At 54.2% G+C, this 19,288-nt stretch carries 15 protein-coding genes, 1 tRNA gene and 1 pseudogene; 2 read left to right on the forward strand and 15 right to left on the reverse strand.

All coding sequences use genetic code 11. The features are described 5' to 3' along the window. Positions 1–76: 76 nt before the first annotated feature. From MGLY_RS14390 to MGLY_RS14440, 11 genes and pseudogenes are all read right to left on the reverse strand, one after another. Positions 77–3,187 carry a molybdopterin-dependent oxidoreductase gene (locus MGLY_RS14390; protein ID WP_156274928.1) on the reverse strand — a complete coding sequence of 1,037 codons (3,111 nt, stop codon included), beginning with the start codon at positions 3,185–3,187 and terminating at the stop codon, positions 77–79. Further along, positions 3,180–4,442 carry an NrfD/PsrC family molybdoenzyme membrane anchor subunit gene (gene nrfD, locus MGLY_RS14395; protein WP_156274932.1) on the reverse strand — a complete coding sequence of 421 codons (1,263 nt, stop codon included), beginning with the start codon at positions 4,440–4,442 and terminating at the stop codon, positions 3,180–3,182. The genes MGLY_RS14390 and nrfD overlap by 8 nt, the downstream gene beginning before the upstream one ends. A 19-nt stretch (positions 4,443–4,461) precedes the next feature. Beyond that, a pseudogene (locus MGLY_RS14400) lies at positions 4,462–5,088 on the reverse strand (4Fe-4S dicluster domain-containing protein); the annotation flags it as partial. A gap of 212 nt (positions 5,089–5,300) precedes the next feature. Further along, positions 5,301–6,635 (reverse strand): sigma-54-dependent transcriptional regulator, encoded by a 1,335-nt coding sequence (locus tag MGLY_RS14405; RefSeq protein ID WP_156274936.1) that lies wholly within the window; start codon positions 6,633–6,635, stop codon positions 5,301–5,303. After that, on the reverse strand, positions 6,632–8,374 hold the full coding sequence (locus MGLY_RS14410) for a sensor histidine kinase (RefSeq protein WP_170291107.1): 1,743 nt from the start codon (positions 8,372–8,374) through the stop codon (positions 6,632–6,634). The genes MGLY_RS14405 and MGLY_RS14410 overlap by 4 nt, the downstream gene beginning before the upstream one ends. Positions 8,375–8,468: 94 nt before the next feature. Continuing rightward, entirely contained in the window at positions 8,469–9,488 is a 1,020-nt protein-coding gene (locus tag MGLY_RS14415) for an ABC transporter substrate-binding protein (RefSeq protein WP_156274940.1), read from the reverse strand. Positions 9,489–9,665: 177 nt separating this feature from the next. Continuing rightward, entirely contained in the window at positions 9,666–9,887 is a 222-nt protein-coding gene (locus MGLY_RS14420; RefSeq protein ID WP_277997935.1) for a DMT family transporter, read from the reverse strand. An 83-nt stretch (positions 9,888–9,970) separates the two neighbouring features. Further along, complete coding sequence (locus tag MGLY_RS14425) at positions 9,971–10,576, reverse strand: hypothetical protein (RefSeq protein ID WP_156274942.1); 606 nt, start codon at positions 10,574–10,576, stop codon at positions 9,971–9,973. Between the two features lie 82 nt (positions 10,577–10,658). Beyond that, complete coding sequence (locus MGLY_RS14430; RefSeq protein ID WP_156274944.1) at positions 10,659–12,071, reverse strand: sensor histidine kinase; 1,413 nt, start codon at positions 12,069–12,071, stop codon at positions 10,659–10,661. Then, on the reverse strand, positions 12,068–12,748 hold the full coding sequence (locus MGLY_RS14435; RefSeq protein WP_156274946.1) for a response regulator transcription factor: 681 nt from the start codon (positions 12,746–12,748) through the stop codon (positions 12,068–12,070). Before MGLY_RS14435 ends, MGLY_RS14430 begins: the two co-directional genes overlap by 4 nt. 262 nt (positions 12,749–13,010) lie before the next feature. Further along, entirely contained in the window at positions 13,011–14,441 is a 1,431-nt protein-coding gene (locus MGLY_RS14440) for an ISLre2 family transposase (RefSeq protein WP_156272057.1), read from the reverse strand. 310 nt (positions 14,442–14,751) lie between these two features. Here MGLY_RS14440 and MGLY_RS14445 point away from each other — a divergent pair. Continuing rightward, a tRNA-Gln gene (locus tag MGLY_RS14445) sits at positions 14,752–14,825 on the forward strand. A gap of 112 nt (positions 14,826–14,937) precedes the next feature. On the opposite strand, the gene gltX is transcribed toward MGLY_RS14445, so the two are convergent. From gltX to MGLY_RS14465, 4 genes are read right to left on the reverse strand one after another with little or no spacing between them, the layout of a single operon-like run. After that, positions 14,938–16,410: a glutamate--tRNA ligase gene (gene gltX / locus MGLY_RS14450; protein WP_156274948.1), complete on the reverse strand. Its 1,473-nt coding sequence runs from the start codon at positions 16,408–16,410 to the stop codon at positions 14,938–14,940. Between the two features lie 12 nt (positions 16,411–16,422). Next, positions 16,423–17,556 carry a glycosyltransferase family 4 protein gene (locus MGLY_RS14455; RefSeq protein ID WP_156274950.1) on the reverse strand — a complete coding sequence of 378 codons (1,134 nt, stop codon included), beginning with the start codon at positions 17,554–17,556 and terminating at the stop codon, positions 16,423–16,425. An 18-nt stretch (positions 17,557–17,574) separates the two neighbouring features. After that, positions 17,575–18,030 carry a CBS domain-containing protein gene (locus MGLY_RS14460; protein ID WP_156274952.1) on the reverse strand — a complete coding sequence of 152 codons (456 nt, stop codon included), beginning with the start codon at positions 18,028–18,030 and terminating at the stop codon, positions 17,575–17,577. Positions 18,031–18,062: 32 nt separating this feature from the next. Continuing rightward, on the reverse strand, positions 18,063–18,530 hold the full coding sequence (locus tag MGLY_RS14465; protein WP_156274954.1) for an HAD family hydrolase: 468 nt from the start codon (positions 18,528–18,530) through the stop codon (positions 18,063–18,065). Between the two features lie 112 nt (positions 18,531–18,642). Between MGLY_RS14465 and MGLY_RS14470 the strand changes: the two genes are divergently transcribed. After that, positions 18,643–19,287 carry a CBS and ACT domain-containing protein gene (locus MGLY_RS14470; RefSeq protein WP_156274956.1) on the forward strand — a complete coding sequence of 215 codons (645 nt, stop codon included), beginning with the start codon at positions 18,643–18,645 and terminating at the stop codon, positions 19,285–19,287. Position 19,288 lies beyond the last annotated feature (1 nt).

A 19,288-nucleotide genomic window follows, 5' to 3' on the forward strand; every position in this document is an offset into this window, starting at 1 on the left:
TCTAACCTATCACTTGGTAAAATATCTGTCAACCCTTTACCAAAGAAAAAAACCGGCATAATGCCGGACTGGTCATTTAAGAGAGTTTGGTGACTTCTACCCTGGTATCGAGCTGGCCTGGTGAACCGCCAATGATATCATTCACTGCGCCACCTGGAACAGCTGGGTCCAGCCGCAGGAGGGCATTATAGTTAAATCCTGTCCCCCGGCCGGGAGCATATGACGCTTCCGGCTGCCCGGCCAGCCATGGCGTGTGGCCGTATGGTTTCACGGCCGGTACCATTTTACCATCAATGGTTACGGGCCGGGAACCGTAGGCGGTATGGCCGTAATTATAACAGGTGCCGACAACGCCGGGACGGATTCTGGCAGTGACCAGTACCTGGCCTTTCATCTCAAAGCTGGCGGAACGGATTTTGACGCGGTCACCGGTTTTCAGTCCCCGGGCCGCGGCGTCATCAGGATGCATCCAGAGGACGTTTTCGGATGCAATTTCCCGCAACCAGGCAGAGGAAATATTCCGGTGGGTGCCAATATGCCTGGCCTTCCAGTTGATCAGGATAAGGGGTAGACCGTCTTTGTCCAGGGTTTCGCCGTTATAGAAAGAAGGTATCAGAATCCGCGGCAGGCCATCCAGGAGACTGCCATCATAAGGATTCTTCCCCCTGGCCACAGGCTCATGGTAGAAATCTGCCTGCTGGGCCAGCTTATATTTGAGCAGGCCGCCTTCATACTCGTGGCCTGGAGCCTCAAAGCGACCGCCACGGTTCAGGACGTAGACCACCTTGCGCCAGTGCTCTGGCTGGACGGCCTGGCGCCAGGCTGCTTCATTAAAGGCTGATCCCAGAGTTTTTTGGCGCACAGCAGTAAAAAGGGCTACTTCCTGGTCACTGGCATCGGGTACCGGCTCGGGTCCATCCAGGGCTACATTGGCCACCACCTTCAAGAAGAAGTCTTCACTTCTGTGCAGGGCGCTCCCGTCGGCAAAGGCCTTCTCGCCTACACCGGGTAGTCCCAGGGCTTTAAACAGGTCAATATAGACATCCTCCACAGGCCTTGGTTCCGGGAAGACCCGGACTACAGGCTGTATGATGTGACTTGATTTTAATGGCTGGTTGGGGTAAATGGTTTCCAGGCCCCAGCGCTCCAGGTAGGTCAGGTCCGGCAACACGTAATCAGCGCACATGGCCGTTTCGCTTAAGACCACGTCGGAAACTACCAGCAGGGGTACTGCTTTCTGGTCCAGAAGAACATCCCGCTGCCATTCACCACCGGGGAGGGATAATACCGGTGATATGCGGTGAATGAACAGGGCCTGGATGGGGTAAGGATACCTTTCCTTGGCGCTGGGGAGCACCTCCTGGATGACGTGGGCCGTAAAGGGAAACCACGGCCTCCTGGCCGGGTAGCCATCTCGCTGGAAAAGGCTGGTCTTTTCATAGGCTATCCCGGTACGGGCCAGGGGAATGCCCCATGCCTTCCTCGCCTTGGGTACCGTCATCAGATCGTAGGCACCTTCCAATTCCTTAAAGCGGGCTCCGGAACTAAGACTCCCCCCCTGCCAGTCGTAATTGCCGAGGAGATGGTTCAGGCAATTAATGGCACGGATGTTATCATAGCCGTTGACGTGCATGGCCGGGCCGCGGTAGGAGATGATGGCTGCCTTCTTGCCGTGGGAGGTAAATTCCCGGGCCAGTTCCTCAATCACTCGAGGCTCAATGCCGCAGATGGCGGCATACTCCGCCAGGGTCTTTTCCATAACCCGCTCCCGGAAAAGGGTAAAGACCGACTTAACGCGGATGCCGTTGATTTCCCTGTCAACTTCCAGGTCGCCGGCTGTTGCCCGGTCATGGGGGGTCGGGACACCATCCTGCATAACCACGTACTGTTCGGGGGTCCCCAGACCAAGGTCGGCGGCTCGTAGTTTGGGACGGCCCGGTGCGGAGACATTAACCAGGTGGGTGGCATCGCTCCAGGTCGGTTCGCCATCGGCCCGGGCCGCGGCCTGGTTGGGGTTTTCCAAATACTTCCTATCAAAACGTTCTTTTTCAATAATCCACCTGGCCATACCCAGAGCCAGGGCGGCATCAGTACCAGGTATAATTGGTACCCAGCGATGGGCCTTTTCAGCAATGCGGCTTAAACGGGGATCGATTACTACCAGTTTCATACCGCGCTGGAGGGCATTGATGATCCTGGGTGCCAGCCAGGTCGGGCCCTTGTTGGCTACCAGGGGATCGGTACCCCAGATGATGAGGTACTCGGTGTAATCTATATCAGCGTACATTCTATCTTTCTTCTTGGGGCCGCTGAAGGAACGTATATTCCCCTGGACGCCGCTCTGGCCACAAACGCCGCCGTGATGGTAAAAGTTGATACTGCCCAGGCAAAGTTTCCAGAGCCTATCCTGGATGAGATCCCGCCGGTCCCCGGCCATATTTACCACCTGGTTTACCCTGGGCCCCAGGTCTGGATGCCTGGTGTCAATGAGGACATCTTTATAACGCCGGTCAAATTCCTCCCAGGGCATCTGGCCTTTTTCGACTTTATCCCAGTCAGCCATGACGGGCTCCTGGGGCACATAGGCCACCAGGGAGCGGAGGCCGGGGGTTCCCAGGTCGGGGCTTCCTTCCAGGATCTCTTGCAGGGCCTGTTCCCAGGTAATGGTCTGGAACTGGCCGCTACCGCGCGGCCCTACCCGTTTCAGGGGTTGGCGCAGGCGGTAACGGTCATAGGCTATCTGGATACCGGCCTGCCCTTTCAGGCAGGTACGACCGCCTCTGAAACTACGTCCTCGAGTAGCCACATCGCCGTTACCCTTGGCGGCTTTCTCGGGCGGTGTGTTATAAGGGATAGGTCCGAAGGGAACGGTATTCAGCTGGCTATAGGGGTTACCCGTAATTTTGCGGACCATTACCCCTTCCGACGTTTCCTGCACCACGGCCTTGATGGTGCAGTGGGTATTACATTGTTCGCAGACGGTGTAAATAATACTGTCGGCCCCATAATCACCGGTGGCTTTACCTGTACCGTGGTTTTGCGGCGGGATCCACAAATGGTCCAGGCCTGCGGCCAGGGTGTCCGAACTGCCCCCGGCCAGCAGGGCCATAGCCGCGCCGCCCGCCGCCAGGCTGCCGGCCAGGAAGTGGCGGCGGGTTATTTTTTTACCCCCCTTTTTTTTACTCATGGGATACCACGCTCCTTTCATCCACTGGCTCCATGGGGAACCAGTTAATGAGAAGGGTATATAAAAGGGCACCCAGGCTGATAATACCGGTGGCAACCAGCCATTCGGCCAGGTTGGGGACATAGTAACCAGCGGGCAAGCCGGGTAACAGCGGCGGTATAAGCGCCGGTACAACGATATTGAACCGTACGGCCAGGATTCCCACATCTACCAAGGCCGCAGCTAGAACCTGAGCCCATACGGACCGTGCTGTGACCGGATAAAAATAGAGAAAAAGAGGAACAACCGCCCCCAGGCCCAGCTGGACACCCCAGTAAGTCCAGGCAAAGGGGCCGCCGGTCATAACCTTTAATGTGGCCAGTTCAGCTTCTTCCAGGCTGTAAAGCCCGATAAGGATTTCAAAGAACTGTAAGCCCAGGTCCACCAGCAAAAAGGCGATCATGAGCCCGGCAAGATTTCTTACCAGGGCGGGGTCGCTACCTGGCTTCCCCTGCCGGTGGCGCAGGGCGTAGATAATAGTAAGGAGCGCGGTACCCGAAACCAGGGCCGAAATGACGAACACGACGGGAAAGATGGCCGTATTCCAGTAAGCCCGGGCCTTGACCACGCCAAAAAGGGCTCCTGTACCTCCGTGGACGCCAAAGATGGCAATGGGGATACCGAGGATGCCCAGGATCTTCAGCCAGGCGGCGTCACGCCCGGCGCTTCGTGGGGAGAGATCCCTGTATCCCAGGGTAAGGAAACCGGCCAGGACCCCTCTGAAACCTTTTTCCTGGCTCCTGTACACCAGGTCGCGGCGCAGGGAAAAATAGAGTTCAGCCATTAAGAGGAGGACATAAAGTACATAAAACCGGATTTCCCACCCCAGGATGCTGGTCCAGTTCCAGTATATCAGGGCATGCCAGAACCGTTCCCAGTGTCCCAGGTCGAAAAGGATGAAGGTCATGGCCACGGCCATACTGAGTATGGCCACCAGCAACGCATCCCGGGCCACCTTTTCGAATTGTTTGAAACCGAAGACGGAATTCAGGGTTGAAAGCAGGAAGGCGCCCGCGCTCATGCCGACGAAATAAATGTAAAAGGCAACCCAGGCTCCCCACGGGGTGGTGCTGGTGAGATAGGTAGCAGCCAGGCCATGGACACCACGCTGGACGGTGCCGTAAAGACCTAACAGGATCCCGACCCCAAGTAAACTGTACCAGAGGGTCTTGCCGGGGTTTGGGGACACAGAGGGGGAAACCGATGGTACTGCCATCCGGAAAACCTCCTTTCAATTATCTGAGATAAAAAACTCGCGGTTCTGTACCCAGCTCCTCCTTCAGGCGAAAGGCCCGCGGACTGGTTACCAGCCTGGCGACGATACTTTCCGGGTCATTTAAGTTTCCGAAGTAGCGGGCATCTCCCAGGCAGGTTTCCACACACGCCGGTTCCTCACCCCGTTCGAGGCGGTGGAAACAGAAATGGCACTTGCGTGTTACCCCTACCGGGACCTTTTTCTTCCGCCGTGGCCCGCGTTCAATACCATACTCGGGAGCCTGGATCGCCAGGGCTCCTATCATTTCTTGCCCGTAATCTTCACCAAAGTCAAAGGAGCGGGCCCCGTAGGGGCAGGCTGTAATGCAGTAACGGCAACCGATGCACCGGTCGTAATCGATGGCTGTGATACCGTTGGCCATCTTATAAGTGGCGCCTACAGGACAAACCTGGGCGCATGCCGGCCGGTCGCACTGCATGCAGGGCCGCGGCAGGTGAGTAACTGTTACCCGGGGAAAACTCCCCCGCTCTTCTTCCAGGACAACATTGTAGCTGACTCCCGGTGGTGTCCTGTTTTCAGCCTTGCAGGATACCGTACAGGTGTCACAACCCAGGCATTTTTGCAGGTCGATGACCATGGCCCAGCGGGGGCTCTGGTCGGTAGTTCGTTCTGACATTCTTTTCCACCTCTTGCTCCTTATTTGTGCTAACCAGTACATACCCATGGTTATGCAAATTTCATGCCACCCTTCGCCAACTACCGTGACGAACTACCGGGGCATTATTAAAAGGCCTGCCCAAAAGGGCAAGCCTTTTAATAATGCCATTATGTCATGGTCCGTGACAATTTGTCAGGGGATTAATGGTGCGAAGGCTGCCACCCATATTGTTCCAGTTTACGATAGAGGTTGCGCACGCTGATGCCCAGTACCCTGGCAGCCTCCGTACGATTCCAGCCGGTAGCCTCCAGCACCCGGCGGATGTGCCTCTTCTCCACTTCTGCCAGGGGCAAAAGGGTGGGGTCGCTGGCCTTAAACAGCTGCTCTACCAAAATATCCTCCGGTTCCACCGGCCGGTTGCCGCTGAGAAGAAGGCCGCGTTCCAGCAGGTTGAAGAGTTCCCGCACATTCCCCGGGAAAGAATAAGCCATGAGGGTTGCCATGGCCCTGGGTGTCAGGGCATCTGGCGCTGCGCCTTTAAGGCGCAGGAAATGCTCTACCAGGAGGGGAATATCTTCTCGCCTTTCCCTCAGTGGAGGGACAAGAACCTGGACCACGTTTAGCCTGTAGTATAGATCCCGGCGGAAACGCCCGGCTTCCACTTCTTGAAGCAGGTTCCGGTTAGTAGCGGCTACCACGCGTACATCGGCCACTCGCTGGCGGTTATCTCCTACCCGGCGGTATTCGCCCGTTTCCAGAAACCGCAGCAACTTGGCCTGGAGGGCTAGATCCATCTCACCAATTTCATCGAGGAAGAGGGTTCCCCCTTCGGCGGCTTCTACCAGCCCGGCTCGGGCTGTGGTGGCGCCGGTGAAGGCCCCGCGGACGTGACCGAAGAGCTCGCTTTCCATGAGGTTTTCAGGAATGGCCGCAGAATTCACGGCAATAAAGGGCCCGTCCTGACGCCTACTTTCCCGGTGAATAGTCCGGGCAACCAGTTCCTTCCCGGTCCCACTTTCCCCCAGAATGAGGACCGGGACCTCGGTAGGAGCAACCCGGTGCACCACATCCAGCATCCGCCTGATGGCTTCACTACGACCGACGATAGTAGCGGTGGCCGTACCGCGTGAAGCCAGGCGCAGGCCTTCATTATGAACTACCAGGGCGCGTCTATCGGCGGCTTTTTCCAGGACTACTTCCAGTTCGGCCAGGTTGACTGGCTTGGTCAGGTAATCATAGGCCCCCCTTCTCATAGCCTCAATGGCTGTTGCAATGGTGCCGTGGCCAGTAAGAATCACTACTTCCAGATCTGGTTGCCTTTCGCGTGCCTGGTGCAAAAGCTCAAGTCCGTCCCCGTCCGGGAGCTTCAGGTCAAAAATGGCCACAGAATAAATGGCAGTTCCCAGGCGGGCCAAGGCTTCCCCAGCAGTACCGACACCATCAGCTTTCCACCCCTTACGGTTTAGACGGGCTACGATGAGCTCTCGCAGAGCTTCTTCGTCATCAACGACGAGAACACGGGGTAAATCTTTCATCGCTTCTCCTCCTTACCCTCACCTGCCGCTGTGTTCTCTCCCGTACTGGCCAGGGGTAGAGTCACCAATACGGTGGTCCCGTGCCCTGTTTCACTGCTTATAGTGAGGTTGCCTCCGGCCTTGGTAACAATATGGTGGCAAATGGTCAGCCCCAGACCAGTTCCCTGACCCGGTGGCTTGGTAGTAAAGAAAGGCTCGGTCGCCCGGGACAAATATTCTGCCGGCATGCCTTTGCCGGTATCAGCGATACGGATAATTATCATTCCGGCTTCTTGGAAAAGATCAATGGTCACCCTACCACCGGCCGGGGTAGCGTCCAGGGCGTTTTGTAACAGGTTAAAGAGCACTTGCTGGAGTTCAGAGGTATCGATCTTTACCCTGGGGAAAGGCTTAATAGATGGGGCCTCCCAGTTAAGGGCCACCCCCTTTTTGTGAAAGGCATAGCTTACCAGGGCTACTGTTTCCTTCACCGCCGTTAGTACATCTGCCGGGCCGGTTTCACCAAGGGGGGGCCTGGCAAAATCCAGGAGGCGCCGCGTAATTGTTTTACATCGTTCTACCTGAACCCGGACTACCCCCAGGTATTGCTCCAAGGTGCCGCTTTTTACCAGGTAATCCCAACCTTCCTCGTGCCCACGATCGGCCAGGTCTTCTGCATAGGCCGCTAATGTGGCCAGGGGGTTGTTGATTTCGTGGGCTACGTTTGCCGCCAGCTGACCCACTGCGGCCATTTTTTCTGCCCGGCGGATGGCTTCTTCTATACGGGCCTTTTCGGCTAGTTGCCGTACCATGGTGTTAAAGGAGCGTTCCAGATGGCCTATTTCTGTTGTTGATCTTTCCGGTACTGTGATATCCAGCCTGCCACGGCCAACCTCGGCTGCGGCCTTACTGAGGCGAGTAATGGGGGCTGTAAACGCCTCTGCGGCTTTATATCCACATACAGAAACCAGAGTTACTACTATCAATAAAAATAGCAAGAGTTGGCGGGTATGCTGTTGAAGGCGGAGCAGGGCCTCTTCCATTGGGACCTCTACCAGGGTTACCCAACCCAGACCCTCTACCACTTTTCCGGCCCCCAACATTTCCCCGCCGTTCGTTAAGTTGTACTGCAGAGGGATTGCCTGCTTACTTGTGTTATTGGCAAGAATTTGTTGCACACCTGGGTAGTTACTTAGGTCCTCTCTAAGAAGTACTGAGCTGAAGTCAGGGTGGCCAATGAGCTTTCCCTGCCTGTCAACTACATAAAAGGTCGCTCTCTGCAGAGAAATAAGGGTTGTGACATGATCCATGACACCGCGCAGGCTGACCTCGCCCCAGAGCACTCCGACCGGGCCCCCGTCCTTAAGACCCGGAACAGGAACGGCCAAGGATAGAAGTGGTCGCCCATCAACACCCGGTGCAGGCGTACCAAAGGCTGTCTGGCCTGTAATGGCCGTATTCCACACCGGTTGCCCGCGCATATTTACCAGGTCGGCGGGGGTAATAACCCTCCGCCGGGAAACCCGCGTTAACTCGCGACCTTCCCGGTTAGTCACGCTGACTTCTTCCAGGACAGGTACCTGCTGTAAGAGGGAATATAAAATTCGTTCTTGTTCTTCTGGCTTTGATGTAAGCAATGTCTCACGATAGGTAGTGGCCACCAGTTTCATCTGATCGGTCACGCTGACGGTGGCCAACCATACCGAGGAAGCAACTTCTTCTACAGCCTTGAGGTTTTGGTTTTTAGTTGTTTCAACCAAGTCTGCGCGCAGGGTGCGTAAATGGTAAACGCCAAGAAGATAGAGTGGTAGAATCGTTAGCACTAATCCGGCCAGCAATACTCGAAATCGGATTCTATTCCACCATGAGAACGACATTGTTATTGACACCTCTGTCCAGGATTTGACTCGCCAAACCCAGCACGGTAGGTGAAATTTCTATTCCCAACTGCCGGGCCACCCCCAGGTTAACAACCAGTTCCAACCTATCCGGAGTTTCAATCGGGATGGCAGCCACGTCCTTACCAGCTAGAACCTTAGCCACCAGCCTGGCTGCCTGCCGGCCTTGCTCAACAAAAGGGCATCCGTAAGCCGCCAGGGCACCGGCTTCGGCATCGGCGATATTCAGGCCCATTACCGGCCAACCTTTAGCAATGGCCGCTTTCCCGATACTTCCCATACCCTCTTCAAGTAAAAAGCCAGACATAACCAGGACAGCATCAGCTGCTTCTGGTGGAATCATTTCCAGATTTGCTTTGAGTTCCTTCAGGGAAGTTACGGCCACCACGTGTAAGAGGATGTTAAGTTTCCGGGCAGCTTCCTGCACTACCGCCAGGCTGGCCGGTCCAGGTACTACCCGGGGATCGTAAAGAACCAGGACCCGCTGAATACCAGGCACCAGTTTGACCAGGAGCTCCAGCCTTTTCCCGGCCAGGTCTACGTGATAATTATCGATGCCGGTAATGGCACCGCGGGCTCCCAGGTCGCTCTGCTGGACATTCCAGGTAGCAGCTGCCCCCATAAAAATCAAAGGGATGTTTACTTTTTGGGCCTGGGGAGCCAGCACTTCAGCTTCCACCCTCCCGCCGGCTACCAGGACGTCTGGTTTTTGGGCCACAAGTTCTGTGGCCAGGTGTTCCAGGTCGTCCCGCTGACTCCTGGCGTTGGCTGTTATAAAGGTTATATTCTTTCCTTCGGTATAACCCATTTGGGCCAGGCCGTCTCGCAGGCCGGTAAGTTTTTCCTGCCGGGCGTCATTCATCAAGAGCACAGCCACCAAGGGTTGGTGATCCGTCTTGCGAAAAGCGTGGGGTAAAAAGAAGATGGTAGTTACGACTAAAACAACTATTATCCAGCTCCGTACATATTTCTTCATTCAGGAACCCCTCCTCTCTAAATTACTAAATATAGTTCGGTTTCCTAATATGTTTTTTTCAGTTTTCCAGTCTACACTTTTATAGTTTAGCAAATTTCGTGTCACGTGTCAGGGAACAGAAAAACCCCTCAATTCATGAGGGGTCATCAAGGAAGTAACTCTTAGAATACGTCCAGGCTAATCATTAAGAAACTTGTCGAGTTGGAGATTGGTATTATCCTTAATCTCTGCCAGGATCATCCCGGCCAGCAAGCAACCGGCCCCCTGGCGCCAGGTCAGGGTCTCCTGGCCCCAGAGATAGGCTGCCAGGGCGGCAAAGACGGGTTCCATGGTAAAGATAATCACTGTATGGGTAGCAGTGGTAAACTGCTGGACTTTGTTTTGAATCAGGTAGGCCAGGGAGGTGGTACAAAAAAGCCACCGCGGGTAAACCGTGGTGGCTTAAAAAATAATCTATGGCTAGAGGAGGTATGAGGGGAGCGCTAACGGGGCTGCTTGTGCTGGAAAAATTTGCTCAGGTCTAGTTGCTCCAGGCGACTTAAAATCTTGTCGGCTTTATCCTGGGTTAGCTTGCCACTGGCGACTTCCTGATCCAGTTTGGTTTTAGCCTCATTAATTAGCTTTTCTTTGAGCTGTGCCAGGGTCAGGCCCTTTTCAGTAGCTATCTGCTCCAGGGTTTTACCACTCTGGAGTTCCTGGCGCAACTCCTGCGGCGTCATTCCCAGGGCGGTGGCAATGGCGTTACCCGGGAATTGCTGCCGTCCGTGAGGTCCGGGTTTGTACCCTGCGAACCATGGCCAGTCTCCAGCAGCAATGGCCTTTTGCAGCTTCTCTGCCCTGGCGCTGTCCATTAAACCGGCAGATACAGCGGCGTCAAGGGCCTGCTGCCCGGCATTTTTCATAGCATCCTGGAGCTTGTCTACTCCTATTCCCAGGTTGGCGGCCAGTTTTTCCAGGTAAAGCTGCTTCAAGCTGGTCCGGGGCTGGGAAGAGGAATTGTCCTGGGCCATAGCTATTCCCGCGGCAGCCAGGCTCAGGACCACTACCAGGATTAAAACCGGGCTGAGGTACTTTTTGATTTTAGCCAAGTTCATCACCTCCTCTCTGGAGGTTATTTTATCCACCTATGTTGAAAAAAAGATGAAATTAACCTGAGAAAATCATAAGAAATTATGCGCTCCTCAACAACGGCAGGATAACCCTGAAGGTCGTACCCTCCCCTACCCTGCTTTCTACCTTAATCTCTCCCTGATGTTGCTCGACAATCCAGCGGGCAATGGCCAGCCCCAGGCCGGTACCGCCGCTGCTGCGGGTGGTGTCGGCCCGGTAAAAACGTTCAAAAATGTGTTCCAGATCTGCGGGAGCAATGCCAGGCCCGGTATCCTTCACCTCGATAACCAGTCCTTCAGGTTTAACAGATGCCGCCAGCTCGATCTCACCCCCGGCAGGAGTGTATTTAAAGGCATTATCCAGTAAGATAAAAAGTAATTGCTTTAAATAATCCCGGTTGCCCATGATCTGCCTTCCCGCCAGGTTTTCAAGTCCGGTGGCCGTAAAGGTGGCCTCGCCCAGCAAGGGAGCCTGGCGGGCGACTTCCTGCATAAGCCCGGCTATCTCCATAGGCTCGCGTTTAATTTCCTGGCCGGCGTCCGCCCTGGCCAGGGTAAGGAGGTCATTCACCAGCCGGCTCATCCGTTCGGCCTCGCTGGCTATATCAGCCAGGGCTTCTTCCTGGGTTGCCATGTCCGCGCCCTTCATTTTGCGCAGTAAATCCACATTACCGCGGATGGTGGTCAGGGGGGTACGCAATTCATGGGAGGCATCGGCAACAAAGCGGCGCTGGGCGCTGTAGGCTTCCTCCAAACGGGTGTAGGCCCTTTGCAGGCGGCCCAGCATGGCATTAAAAGTGGCCGCCAGCCGGCCGATCTCGTCCATGGGGCCATGGTAGGGAACGCGCTGGGCCAGATCCCTCCCCTCCCCTATCTGTGCCGCCACCTGGGTCAGGCGCTCGATGGGCCTGAGGGCTGCCCGGGCGAGGATATAGCCCAGGATGGTAGCCATTAAAACAGCAACCAGTCCCAGGAAGATAAGTACCCGGCGCAGGTTGCCCAGGGTTTTTTCCACGGTACTCAAAATGGTAGCTACCTGGAGCAAGCCCACCGGCTGGCCCCTGAGCAGGAGGGGTACATTGTAAACCCTTAAGGAGTAATTATCGATGGCCTCTGTCGTAAAGAAAGCAATACCCTGGCGGGCCTGGATTAACGTTTGGGGTCCCACCGGCAGGGTCTGGCGACCTAAATTGTACGACCTGGTAACCACAAAGCCTTCGCTGTCGACTATTTGCAAAAAGATATCGGGAGCAGCAAAAACGTTAACATCGGGCAGGGTGATACGCTGCTGGCGCAGGAAATTGCTTTCAACTTTTATGGAGCTGACGACCTCCTGGGCGCGGAAAGCCAGGGAACGATCAACGGCACTGGTCAGGTAGCGCCCCATAAAGAGGTAGACCAGGCTTCCCAGGACGAGAAAGGTGAGGGTCAGGATAACAGTAACTAAAAGGGTAAGGCGCCAGCGCAGGGTCATGGCTGTTGCTCCTTGAGGACGTAGCCCACCCCGCGGACCGTCTGGATAAGGCGCGGCTCGCCCCCCGCTTCCAGCTTGGAGCGTAAATAGCCAATGTAAACTTCCAGGACATTGGATTCGCCGCTGAAATCATAACCCCAGATGCGGGTCATGAGCTCGTCGCGGGTAAGGACCCGGAGGGGATTTTGCAGGAAATAAGCCAGCAGTTCATACTCCTTGGCCGTGAGGGTGAAGGTTCGCGCGCCTCTTTTTCCTTCCCTTGTGGCTGTATTTAAAGTTAAATCGCTGTACTGGAGGATTTTTGGCTCTTTTCCCCGGGACCGGCGCCGCAGGAGGGCGCGGATGCGAGCCAGCAGTTCTTCCAGGGCAAAGGGTTTAACCAGGTAGTCGTCGGCCCCGGTATCCAGTCCCAGGACCCGGTCGGCGGTATCATCCCGGGCCGTCAGCATGAGGATGGGAATATCACTGTGGGCCCGCAACTGCCGGCATACGGCCAGGCCGTCAATACCGGGCAGCATGATATCGAGGACAATAAGGTCGGGCTGGCTGGCGGCCAGAGCCAGGGCCTGATGGCCGTTGCTGGCCACTTCCACCTCATACCCTTCGTAGGTCAGGGCCCTTTTTAGCATGGAGGTAATCTTGGCATCGTCATCGACAACGAGGATGCGGGTCCGCAAAAATATCACCCCTCAAGTTGCTTAAAATATAACGCGGGGTTAAAATGCTGTCAAGGGTAGCGGCCCGTGTTGTACGTGTCAAGATGTAGTAGGCAAAAAGAGACCTCACATAAAAATCCCATATATATCCAACACCTTTTCCGGCTCCGGAGTATTGTGCAGTAATTCTCTGCGCCTGTCAAGGTTAAAGCCTGCGGCCGCCTACGGCGACCTTGACAGGCTTCGCGAATTACTGCCTGCTCTAATTAAGCCGGAAAAGGGGTTAGAATATAGCTCCACTAATTCTTGTTAGTTGCCTCAAGGTATATTTAACCCAATCTGTTCCCGCCTCAGGGCCAACAAGGGCTGGTACTCTCTTCCTTAACCATGCTTCTACGTCTTCTTTAACTATCTTCTTTTCTTTTATTACTTTAACGGGATTCTTTTCTACTTGTGGCATCTTCTTTTCTAGCCATGCGGCTAATTCTCCATTGGCTTTGAGCATAAGTAATGCTACCATGGCCGTTGCTCCTGCTTCGCTCCAGCTCATTCCCCTCTTTTTCATGCGAATGGCTATTTTTTTGTCTACTGTTGTTTCGGCTACGCCCATCCCGTATAACTTTAGCCCTTCCAGTTGTCGTGGTAACCGCAAGCGGTAATCTAACAGGTTATCGCGATATCTTTGACAGTAGTCATATACTTTTTGGCGTTGTTGCTTGTTTTTGCGGTTCGGTGCTTCTTCTATGAGTGCTTCCATGGTGTCCAAAAAGACCTGCTCTTGACCTTTGGCTAAAATCTCCATTAATCCTCGCGCTGTTTCGTTCCCATAAGCCTGCCTTATATCCCGGTGGAGGTGGTAGCGGTCCAATTGTACAATGGCTCCTGGTAACTGTTCTTTGGCTGTCTTCTGGATCCAGCTGGCTCCGTCGCCATTGACCACATATATTGTTTTTTCGTCTATCTCGTAGTACCTGGCTATTTCCGTGGTGAGGGCTTCCCAAAATTGTTCTCCATCTTCATAGATGCCCATTACTACCCGCGGGTTCTTGAGATGCCGGGCATTCCCTTTTTCTATCCACCCTTCGTATACTATTCCTACTTTTACTTCTATCCGCTCTTGCTTGCTCCTTTGCAGGGGAATCATTATGCCATCGGCTTCGATAAATAGTGCCGGTACTTTTTTCTTTTTGCCTTGGGGCTCTTCCCCGCTCACGAATAGCTTGTTGCGCAGGGCTTCTTGCAGTCCTTTTTGTTCCAGTCCATTTCGTTTTACTTCGCTATGGATGGTCATATGGCTTAATTGGCCCATCCCTGCTTCGGCCATTATTTCCGCTGCCTGCCTGAAGGGTAACCGGGTTGCCAGCGATACGGCTAATTTGAGCAGTCTTCCTGTCAGGCGCTTTCCTTGGCGTAAGTTCAGGGCTTCGTCTAACAGAAACCTTCCCTCGCCTCTTTTCTTTTTGCGCGTCGCTTTGACATATAGTCGGCGCTTAAAGGTTATATCCCCGTACAGGCAGGTGATTGTGCGGTAGCGGAAGCCAGCTATCCTATATCTCTTGGGTTTTGCTGGCATAAGGGCATCATCCAGGGCTTCCAGTACGGCTACCAATAATCGCCTGGCTATTTGCAGGATAACTTCTTCTAGAGTGTTGAAATTCTCGATACCATCTAATAAACTAAAGATGGTAGCGGTACTGGTATTACCGTTTACCATAAAGAGACCTCACTCCTTTTACGGTGTTTTTCTTCTTGTGAGGTCTCTTTTCTCTTTTTTGCTCCTTTTTCCTCCTGCCTACTGTAATTTTACACTAACGCCCGTGTTTTATGTCGTGCTCCCGGTAACCTCATGTAAAAAGCCGGCCATGAGGGCGCCTTGCCCTTTGTCGAAGGGGCCAGTAACTAAGCTGGGTATAGAGTTTTAGATTGCTGTAACTTCCAGGTTAGCCTGAGTCCCAAAATGAAACCGGGTACGCCTTGACTTTAACATGGTTTTGTGCTAATATACTTTTTGCGCGGAAAAACAATGCGGGATGGTGTAGCGGTAGCACCCATGACTCTGGATCATGTTGCCCTGGTTCGAATCCAGGTCCCGCAGCCAGAAATTACCCTCCCCTTCCGGTTGGAAGGGGGTTTTTGCTTTTTATAACGCCTGCAAGTCTATACCAATATTACTAAGGGGCCAGTATGCTGCTACTGGCCCCTCCCTTTTCCTAAGCCAGGTTTTCCCGGATCCACCTGGAGGCCCGGGACAGGCGCTCAAGGACGGTTTCCCTACCCAGGAGTTCCAGGATCTCAAAGAGGCCGGGGCCCATGGTGCGGCCGGTGACTGCCAGGCGGGTGGGATGAAAAAGCTGCCCCGTACTTATCCCTTTCCTTTCAGCCAGGGTCCGGTAGGCCTCTTCAGCTGCCGCGGCAGTAAATTGGGGTAAAGCTGCCAGCTCTTCCCTGGCTTCATCCAGCAGGGCGGCGGCCCCGGGTTTGTTGAAGTACTTGCGGACACCCTTTTCCTCATAGGAGGTTACCTCGCTAAAGAAATAGCTGGCGGCATCGGCCACTTCGGCCAGGGTCTTGACCCGGTCGCGGACGGCAGCAATGATGGCCCGGACATGGTCATAGTCCTGCTCCGGTAACGGGTCGGGCAGGAGCCCTTTAGCCTGTAAAAAGGGCACGGCCAGGCGGGTGATCCGGTCGAGGTCACCCTCCCGCAGGTAGTGGCCATTAATCCAGGTTAGCTTTTTGGTGTCGTAAATAGCGGCATTTTTAGAAACTCGCTCCAGGGAAAAACTGTTAATTATCTCCTCCAAAGGTATAATTTCTTCCTCCCCTTCAGGTGACCACCCCAGGAGGGCCAGGTAATTGATAATGGCTTCCGGCAGGTAACCTTCATCCCGGTATTCTTCTACCGAAGTAGCACCATGGCGTTTACTTAACTTGCTGCGGTCGGGGGCCAGGATCATGGGCACATGGGCAAAGGCCGGTAACTCATACCCCAGGGCCTGGTAAACCAGGATCTGTTTAGGAGTATTGGAGAGGTGCTCCTCGGCCCGGATGATATGACTGATCTGCATTAAGTGATCGTCAACCACGGTGGCAAAATTATAGGTTGGCATGCCATTGGATTTAACAATGATAAAATCATCGATGGTATCATTATCAAAGGAGACATCACCGCGAACAATATCCTTTACGGTCGTTGTACCCTGGTCGGGAACTGCCAGCCGGATAACCGGCTGCCGCCCCTCCTTTTCCAGGCGGGTACGATCTTCCGGCGTAAGATAACGGCAGCGGCGGTCGTACATGGGGGGGCGACCTTCGGCCTGGGCAATCTTACGCCGGGCGGCCAGTTCTTCCACGGTACAGTAGCAGAGGTAGGCTTTACCTTCATTTAACAGCCGGGCTGCCGCCTGGCGGTAAAACTCCAGGCGCTGGGACTGGAGATATGGTCCATAAGGGCCGCTCTTTTCCGGTCCTTCGTCCCAATCAAGGCCCAGCCAGCGCATGGCGGCCAGGATTTCCCGGTAGGAAATATCCGTCGAACGTTCGGTATCGGTATCGTCAATACGCAGGACAAAGGCACCTCCATGGTGCCGGGCAAAGAGCCAGTTAAACAAAGCTGTACGGGCCCCGCCGATATGTAAGCTGCCGGTAGGGCTGGGGGCAAAACGGACACGAACCGTGGACAAACGACAACACTCCTATCTTAATAACACTTGATACTGGGCTTCCAGGCGGCGGGCCATGGCCGCTGCCGCAAGGCCGGCAGCATTATGACGGGCCTGTTCACCCAGCCGCCGCCTGAGGCTTAAATCCTTAACTAATTGCAACACACAAACGCTGAAGGCATTTATATCTAGTGGGGTTAAAAAACCATCTTTTCCATTGACAACCATTTCCTCGACACCGTAGGCCTTGACGGCAACTACCGGCAGGCCGGCAGCCTTGGCTTCCGCGATTACCAGTCCCTGGGTTTCGGTGACGGAAGCAAAAATAAACAAGTCGGCCCCCGCATAGACGGCCGGCATTTGTTCAAAGGGAAAAGACCCGGCAAAGGTAACGGCCTGGTTGATTCCTAAAGAACGGGCCTGGCTTTGCAGGGTTTCCTTTAAGGGGCCGCTGCCCACCAGGACCAGGCGGGTATGCGGTACCTGCTGGTGTACAAGAGCAAAGGCCTGCAGGATAAAGGTGATGTTTTTTTCCTTACCCAGGCGTCCTACATGGAGGAGCATGACCTCCTCCGGTGGTAGTTGCAGGTAGCGGCGCAACCAGGTGGGATCGAGGTTTTGAAAGCGGTCCAGTTCAATACCAGTGGGGATACTAACCACCGGTACCTTGACGCCGTTTTCCTGTAAGTAAGCGGTAATGACCTCTGTCGGTGTAATTACCAGCTGGCAACGGTTACAAAAAGATACGGTATAATGGCGGACTGCTTTGCGCATCAGCCTGGGTGCCAGGGGAAAATAGTGCACATATTCTTCATAAAGGGTGTGATAAGTGGCCACCAGCGGTAACCCCAGCTGCCTGGCCATCCGTGCCCCCAGCTGCCCCATTAAAAAAGGGGAATGTACATGGATGAGGTCAATCCTTAACTCCCGCAAGGCCCTGGGCAAAGCCGGCGCCACCGGGATGGCCAGGGCAAATTCTTTAAAGGTAGGTGCCTTTAGCGAACGGAAACGGTAGATGTCTTTTTCGGGCCGGCATTTACCATAACTGGGAGCAAAAATAGATACCCGGTGACCCAGGTTACGCAGTTCATTAGTAAAGGTGACAATGGATCTGACTACCCCGCTGGTATATGGTAAATAGCTGTCAGTGAAAATGCCAATATGCAATTTTAGAGCCGCCTTTCTTCAGGTGGCATTCCGGGCAACAGCCTGGACAATATCGTGGCGCCGGACGAGCCCTATTAGCTGGCCTTCGCGGACAACTGGCACCTGCTTGATTTTATGGTCTGTCATTAAACCGGCGATTTCAGCGATACTGGCGTCTTCCCCGACGGCAATAACTCTGCGCGTCATGATGTCTTTAACAGGTCTTGGGGTGAGGAATTGGACCTTAGTGGTTAAATCATTATTGTCTTCCAGGACAAAGAGCGAATTAAAAAGATCGACAAAAACCGGGCGCCGCTGGCGAACGGCAGCCATGATATCGCCATCGGTAATTATGCCCTTGATCTTACCCTCCTTATCAATAACAACAGCGCTGGTAACGCCCTCCTGGACAAAAAGCTGGACTACATCACCAACCCTATCATCCGGGTGGACGACAACCACATCGGTAGTCATAATATCCCTGGCCAGGATCACGGTTTATTCCCCCCATTAAACTTATTATATCACTACGGTCGCAGGGTAGCTACTACCCGCTGGGGTTTTAAGAGGAAATCAAGGGCGGCCAGGATACTGGTAAAAACCACGTCCGCCTGTTGCAGGGCCTGGACGGAGGCTCCTTCTGGTCCTAGAACCAGCAAACCCAGGGCGGCCTGGCCGAGCATCTGCGCATCATTGACCCCGTTGCCAACAGCGGCTGTATGTTGGGCTCCCAGCTCGGTAATTATCCGTTCCTTATCCGGCCCGCCGGCCCAGCTGTCGACTTTAGTTAAAACCACCGGCAGGTGCCGGCAGGCAGCGGCAGCTGTACCGAAGGTATCGGCCGTCAGGATATAAACCTTAAGCCTGTTTGCCAGGGCCTGCAGGCGCTCTGCCACCCCCGGGAGGAGCTGGCCGTCGCAGGCAATGGTACCGTTAAAGTCCAGGACTACCTGGTGAATTTCTATCCTGCGCCCGGGTACTTCATAAATTAGCATTTGCTTTTCCCTGCCAAAAATATTTATAATGTTCTTCCTGCTTGCCGGCAGGATTTATAAAAGGGTAAACGAAATAAAATTAATTAGACATTAACAAAGGAGGTTGGCCAGGATGTTTGTCCGCGACCATATGAGCCCCAATCCCATTACAGTTACCAGGGAGACTTCCGTCCTGGATGCCCTCGAGCTAATGAAGAAGCATAAAATCCGGCGCTTACCTGTGGTCCAGGATGGACGGCTGGTAGGGTTGGTTACTGAACGGGATATCTTAAGGGTTTCTCCTTCCCCGGCTTCAACCCTCAGCGCCTTTGAAGTCAATTACCTGGTAGCCAAGATGACGGTTAAAGATGCCATGATTAAACGCCCCATTACCGTTCCTCCAGATATGACCATTGAAGAAGCGGCCCTTTTGATGCGGGAGCATAAAATTGACAACCTCCTGGTCATGGAAAAGGAAAAGCTCGTCGGTATTATTACCCAGACCGACCTCTTTGAGGCTTTGATTAAACTCTTTGGCCTGCGGCGCCCGGGTGTGAGGGTTACCCTGGAAGTAGAAGACCGCATCGGCGTCCTGGCTAACATTGCCCGGCGGGTAGCAGACGCCGGCATCAATATTATTAACGTTGCCAACCGCCATAAAGACGATGTCCATACCTATGTCGTCCTGCGGCTGGCAACAGGTGATGTCAGCGCTCTCCTCCCCGCCCTGGAAGCAGAAGGCTACCGGGTAATTCACGTAAGTTCTTATAACGGCTAAA

The sequence above is a fragment of the Moorella glycerini genome (assembly GCF_009735625.1).
In the GTDB taxonomy this organism is placed as follows: Bacteria; Bacillota; DSM-521; order Neomoorellales; family Neomoorellaceae; genus Neomoorella; species Neomoorella glycerini.

Excerpts from the sequence above, each read along its gene's own strand:
- nrfD (WP_156274932.1), bottom strand. The coding sequence starts at position 4,442 with ATGGCAGTACCATCGGTTTCCCCCTCTGTGTCCCCAAACCCCGGCAAG.
- MGLY_RS14440 (WP_156272057.1), bottom strand. The coding sequence starts at position 14,441 with ATGGTAAACGGTAATACCAGTACCGCTACCATCTTTAGTTTATTAGAT.
- MGLY_RS14430 (WP_156274944.1), bottom strand. The coding sequence starts at position 12,071 with ATGACCCTGCGCTGGCGCCTTACCCTTTTAGTTACTGTTATCCTGACC.
- MGLY_RS14390 (WP_156274928.1), bottom strand. The coding sequence starts at position 3,187 with ATGAGTAAAAAAAAGGGGGGTAAAAAAATAACCCGCCGCCACTTCCTG.
- MGLY_RS14405 (WP_156274936.1), bottom strand. The coding sequence starts at position 6,635 with ATGAAAGATTTACCCCGTGTTCTCGTCGTTGATGACGAAGAAGCTCTG.
- MGLY_RS14470 (WP_156274956.1), top strand. The coding sequence starts at position 18,643 with ATGTTTGTCCGCGACCATATGAGCCCCAATCCCATTACAGTTACCAGG.
- MGLY_RS14465 (WP_156274954.1), bottom strand. The coding sequence starts at position 18,530 with ATGCTAATTTATGAAGTACCCGGGCGCAGGATAGAAATTCACCAGGTA.
- MGLY_RS14415 (WP_156274940.1), bottom strand. The coding sequence starts at position 9,488 with ATGAAGAAATATGTACGGAGCTGGATAATAGTTGTTTTAGTCGTAACT.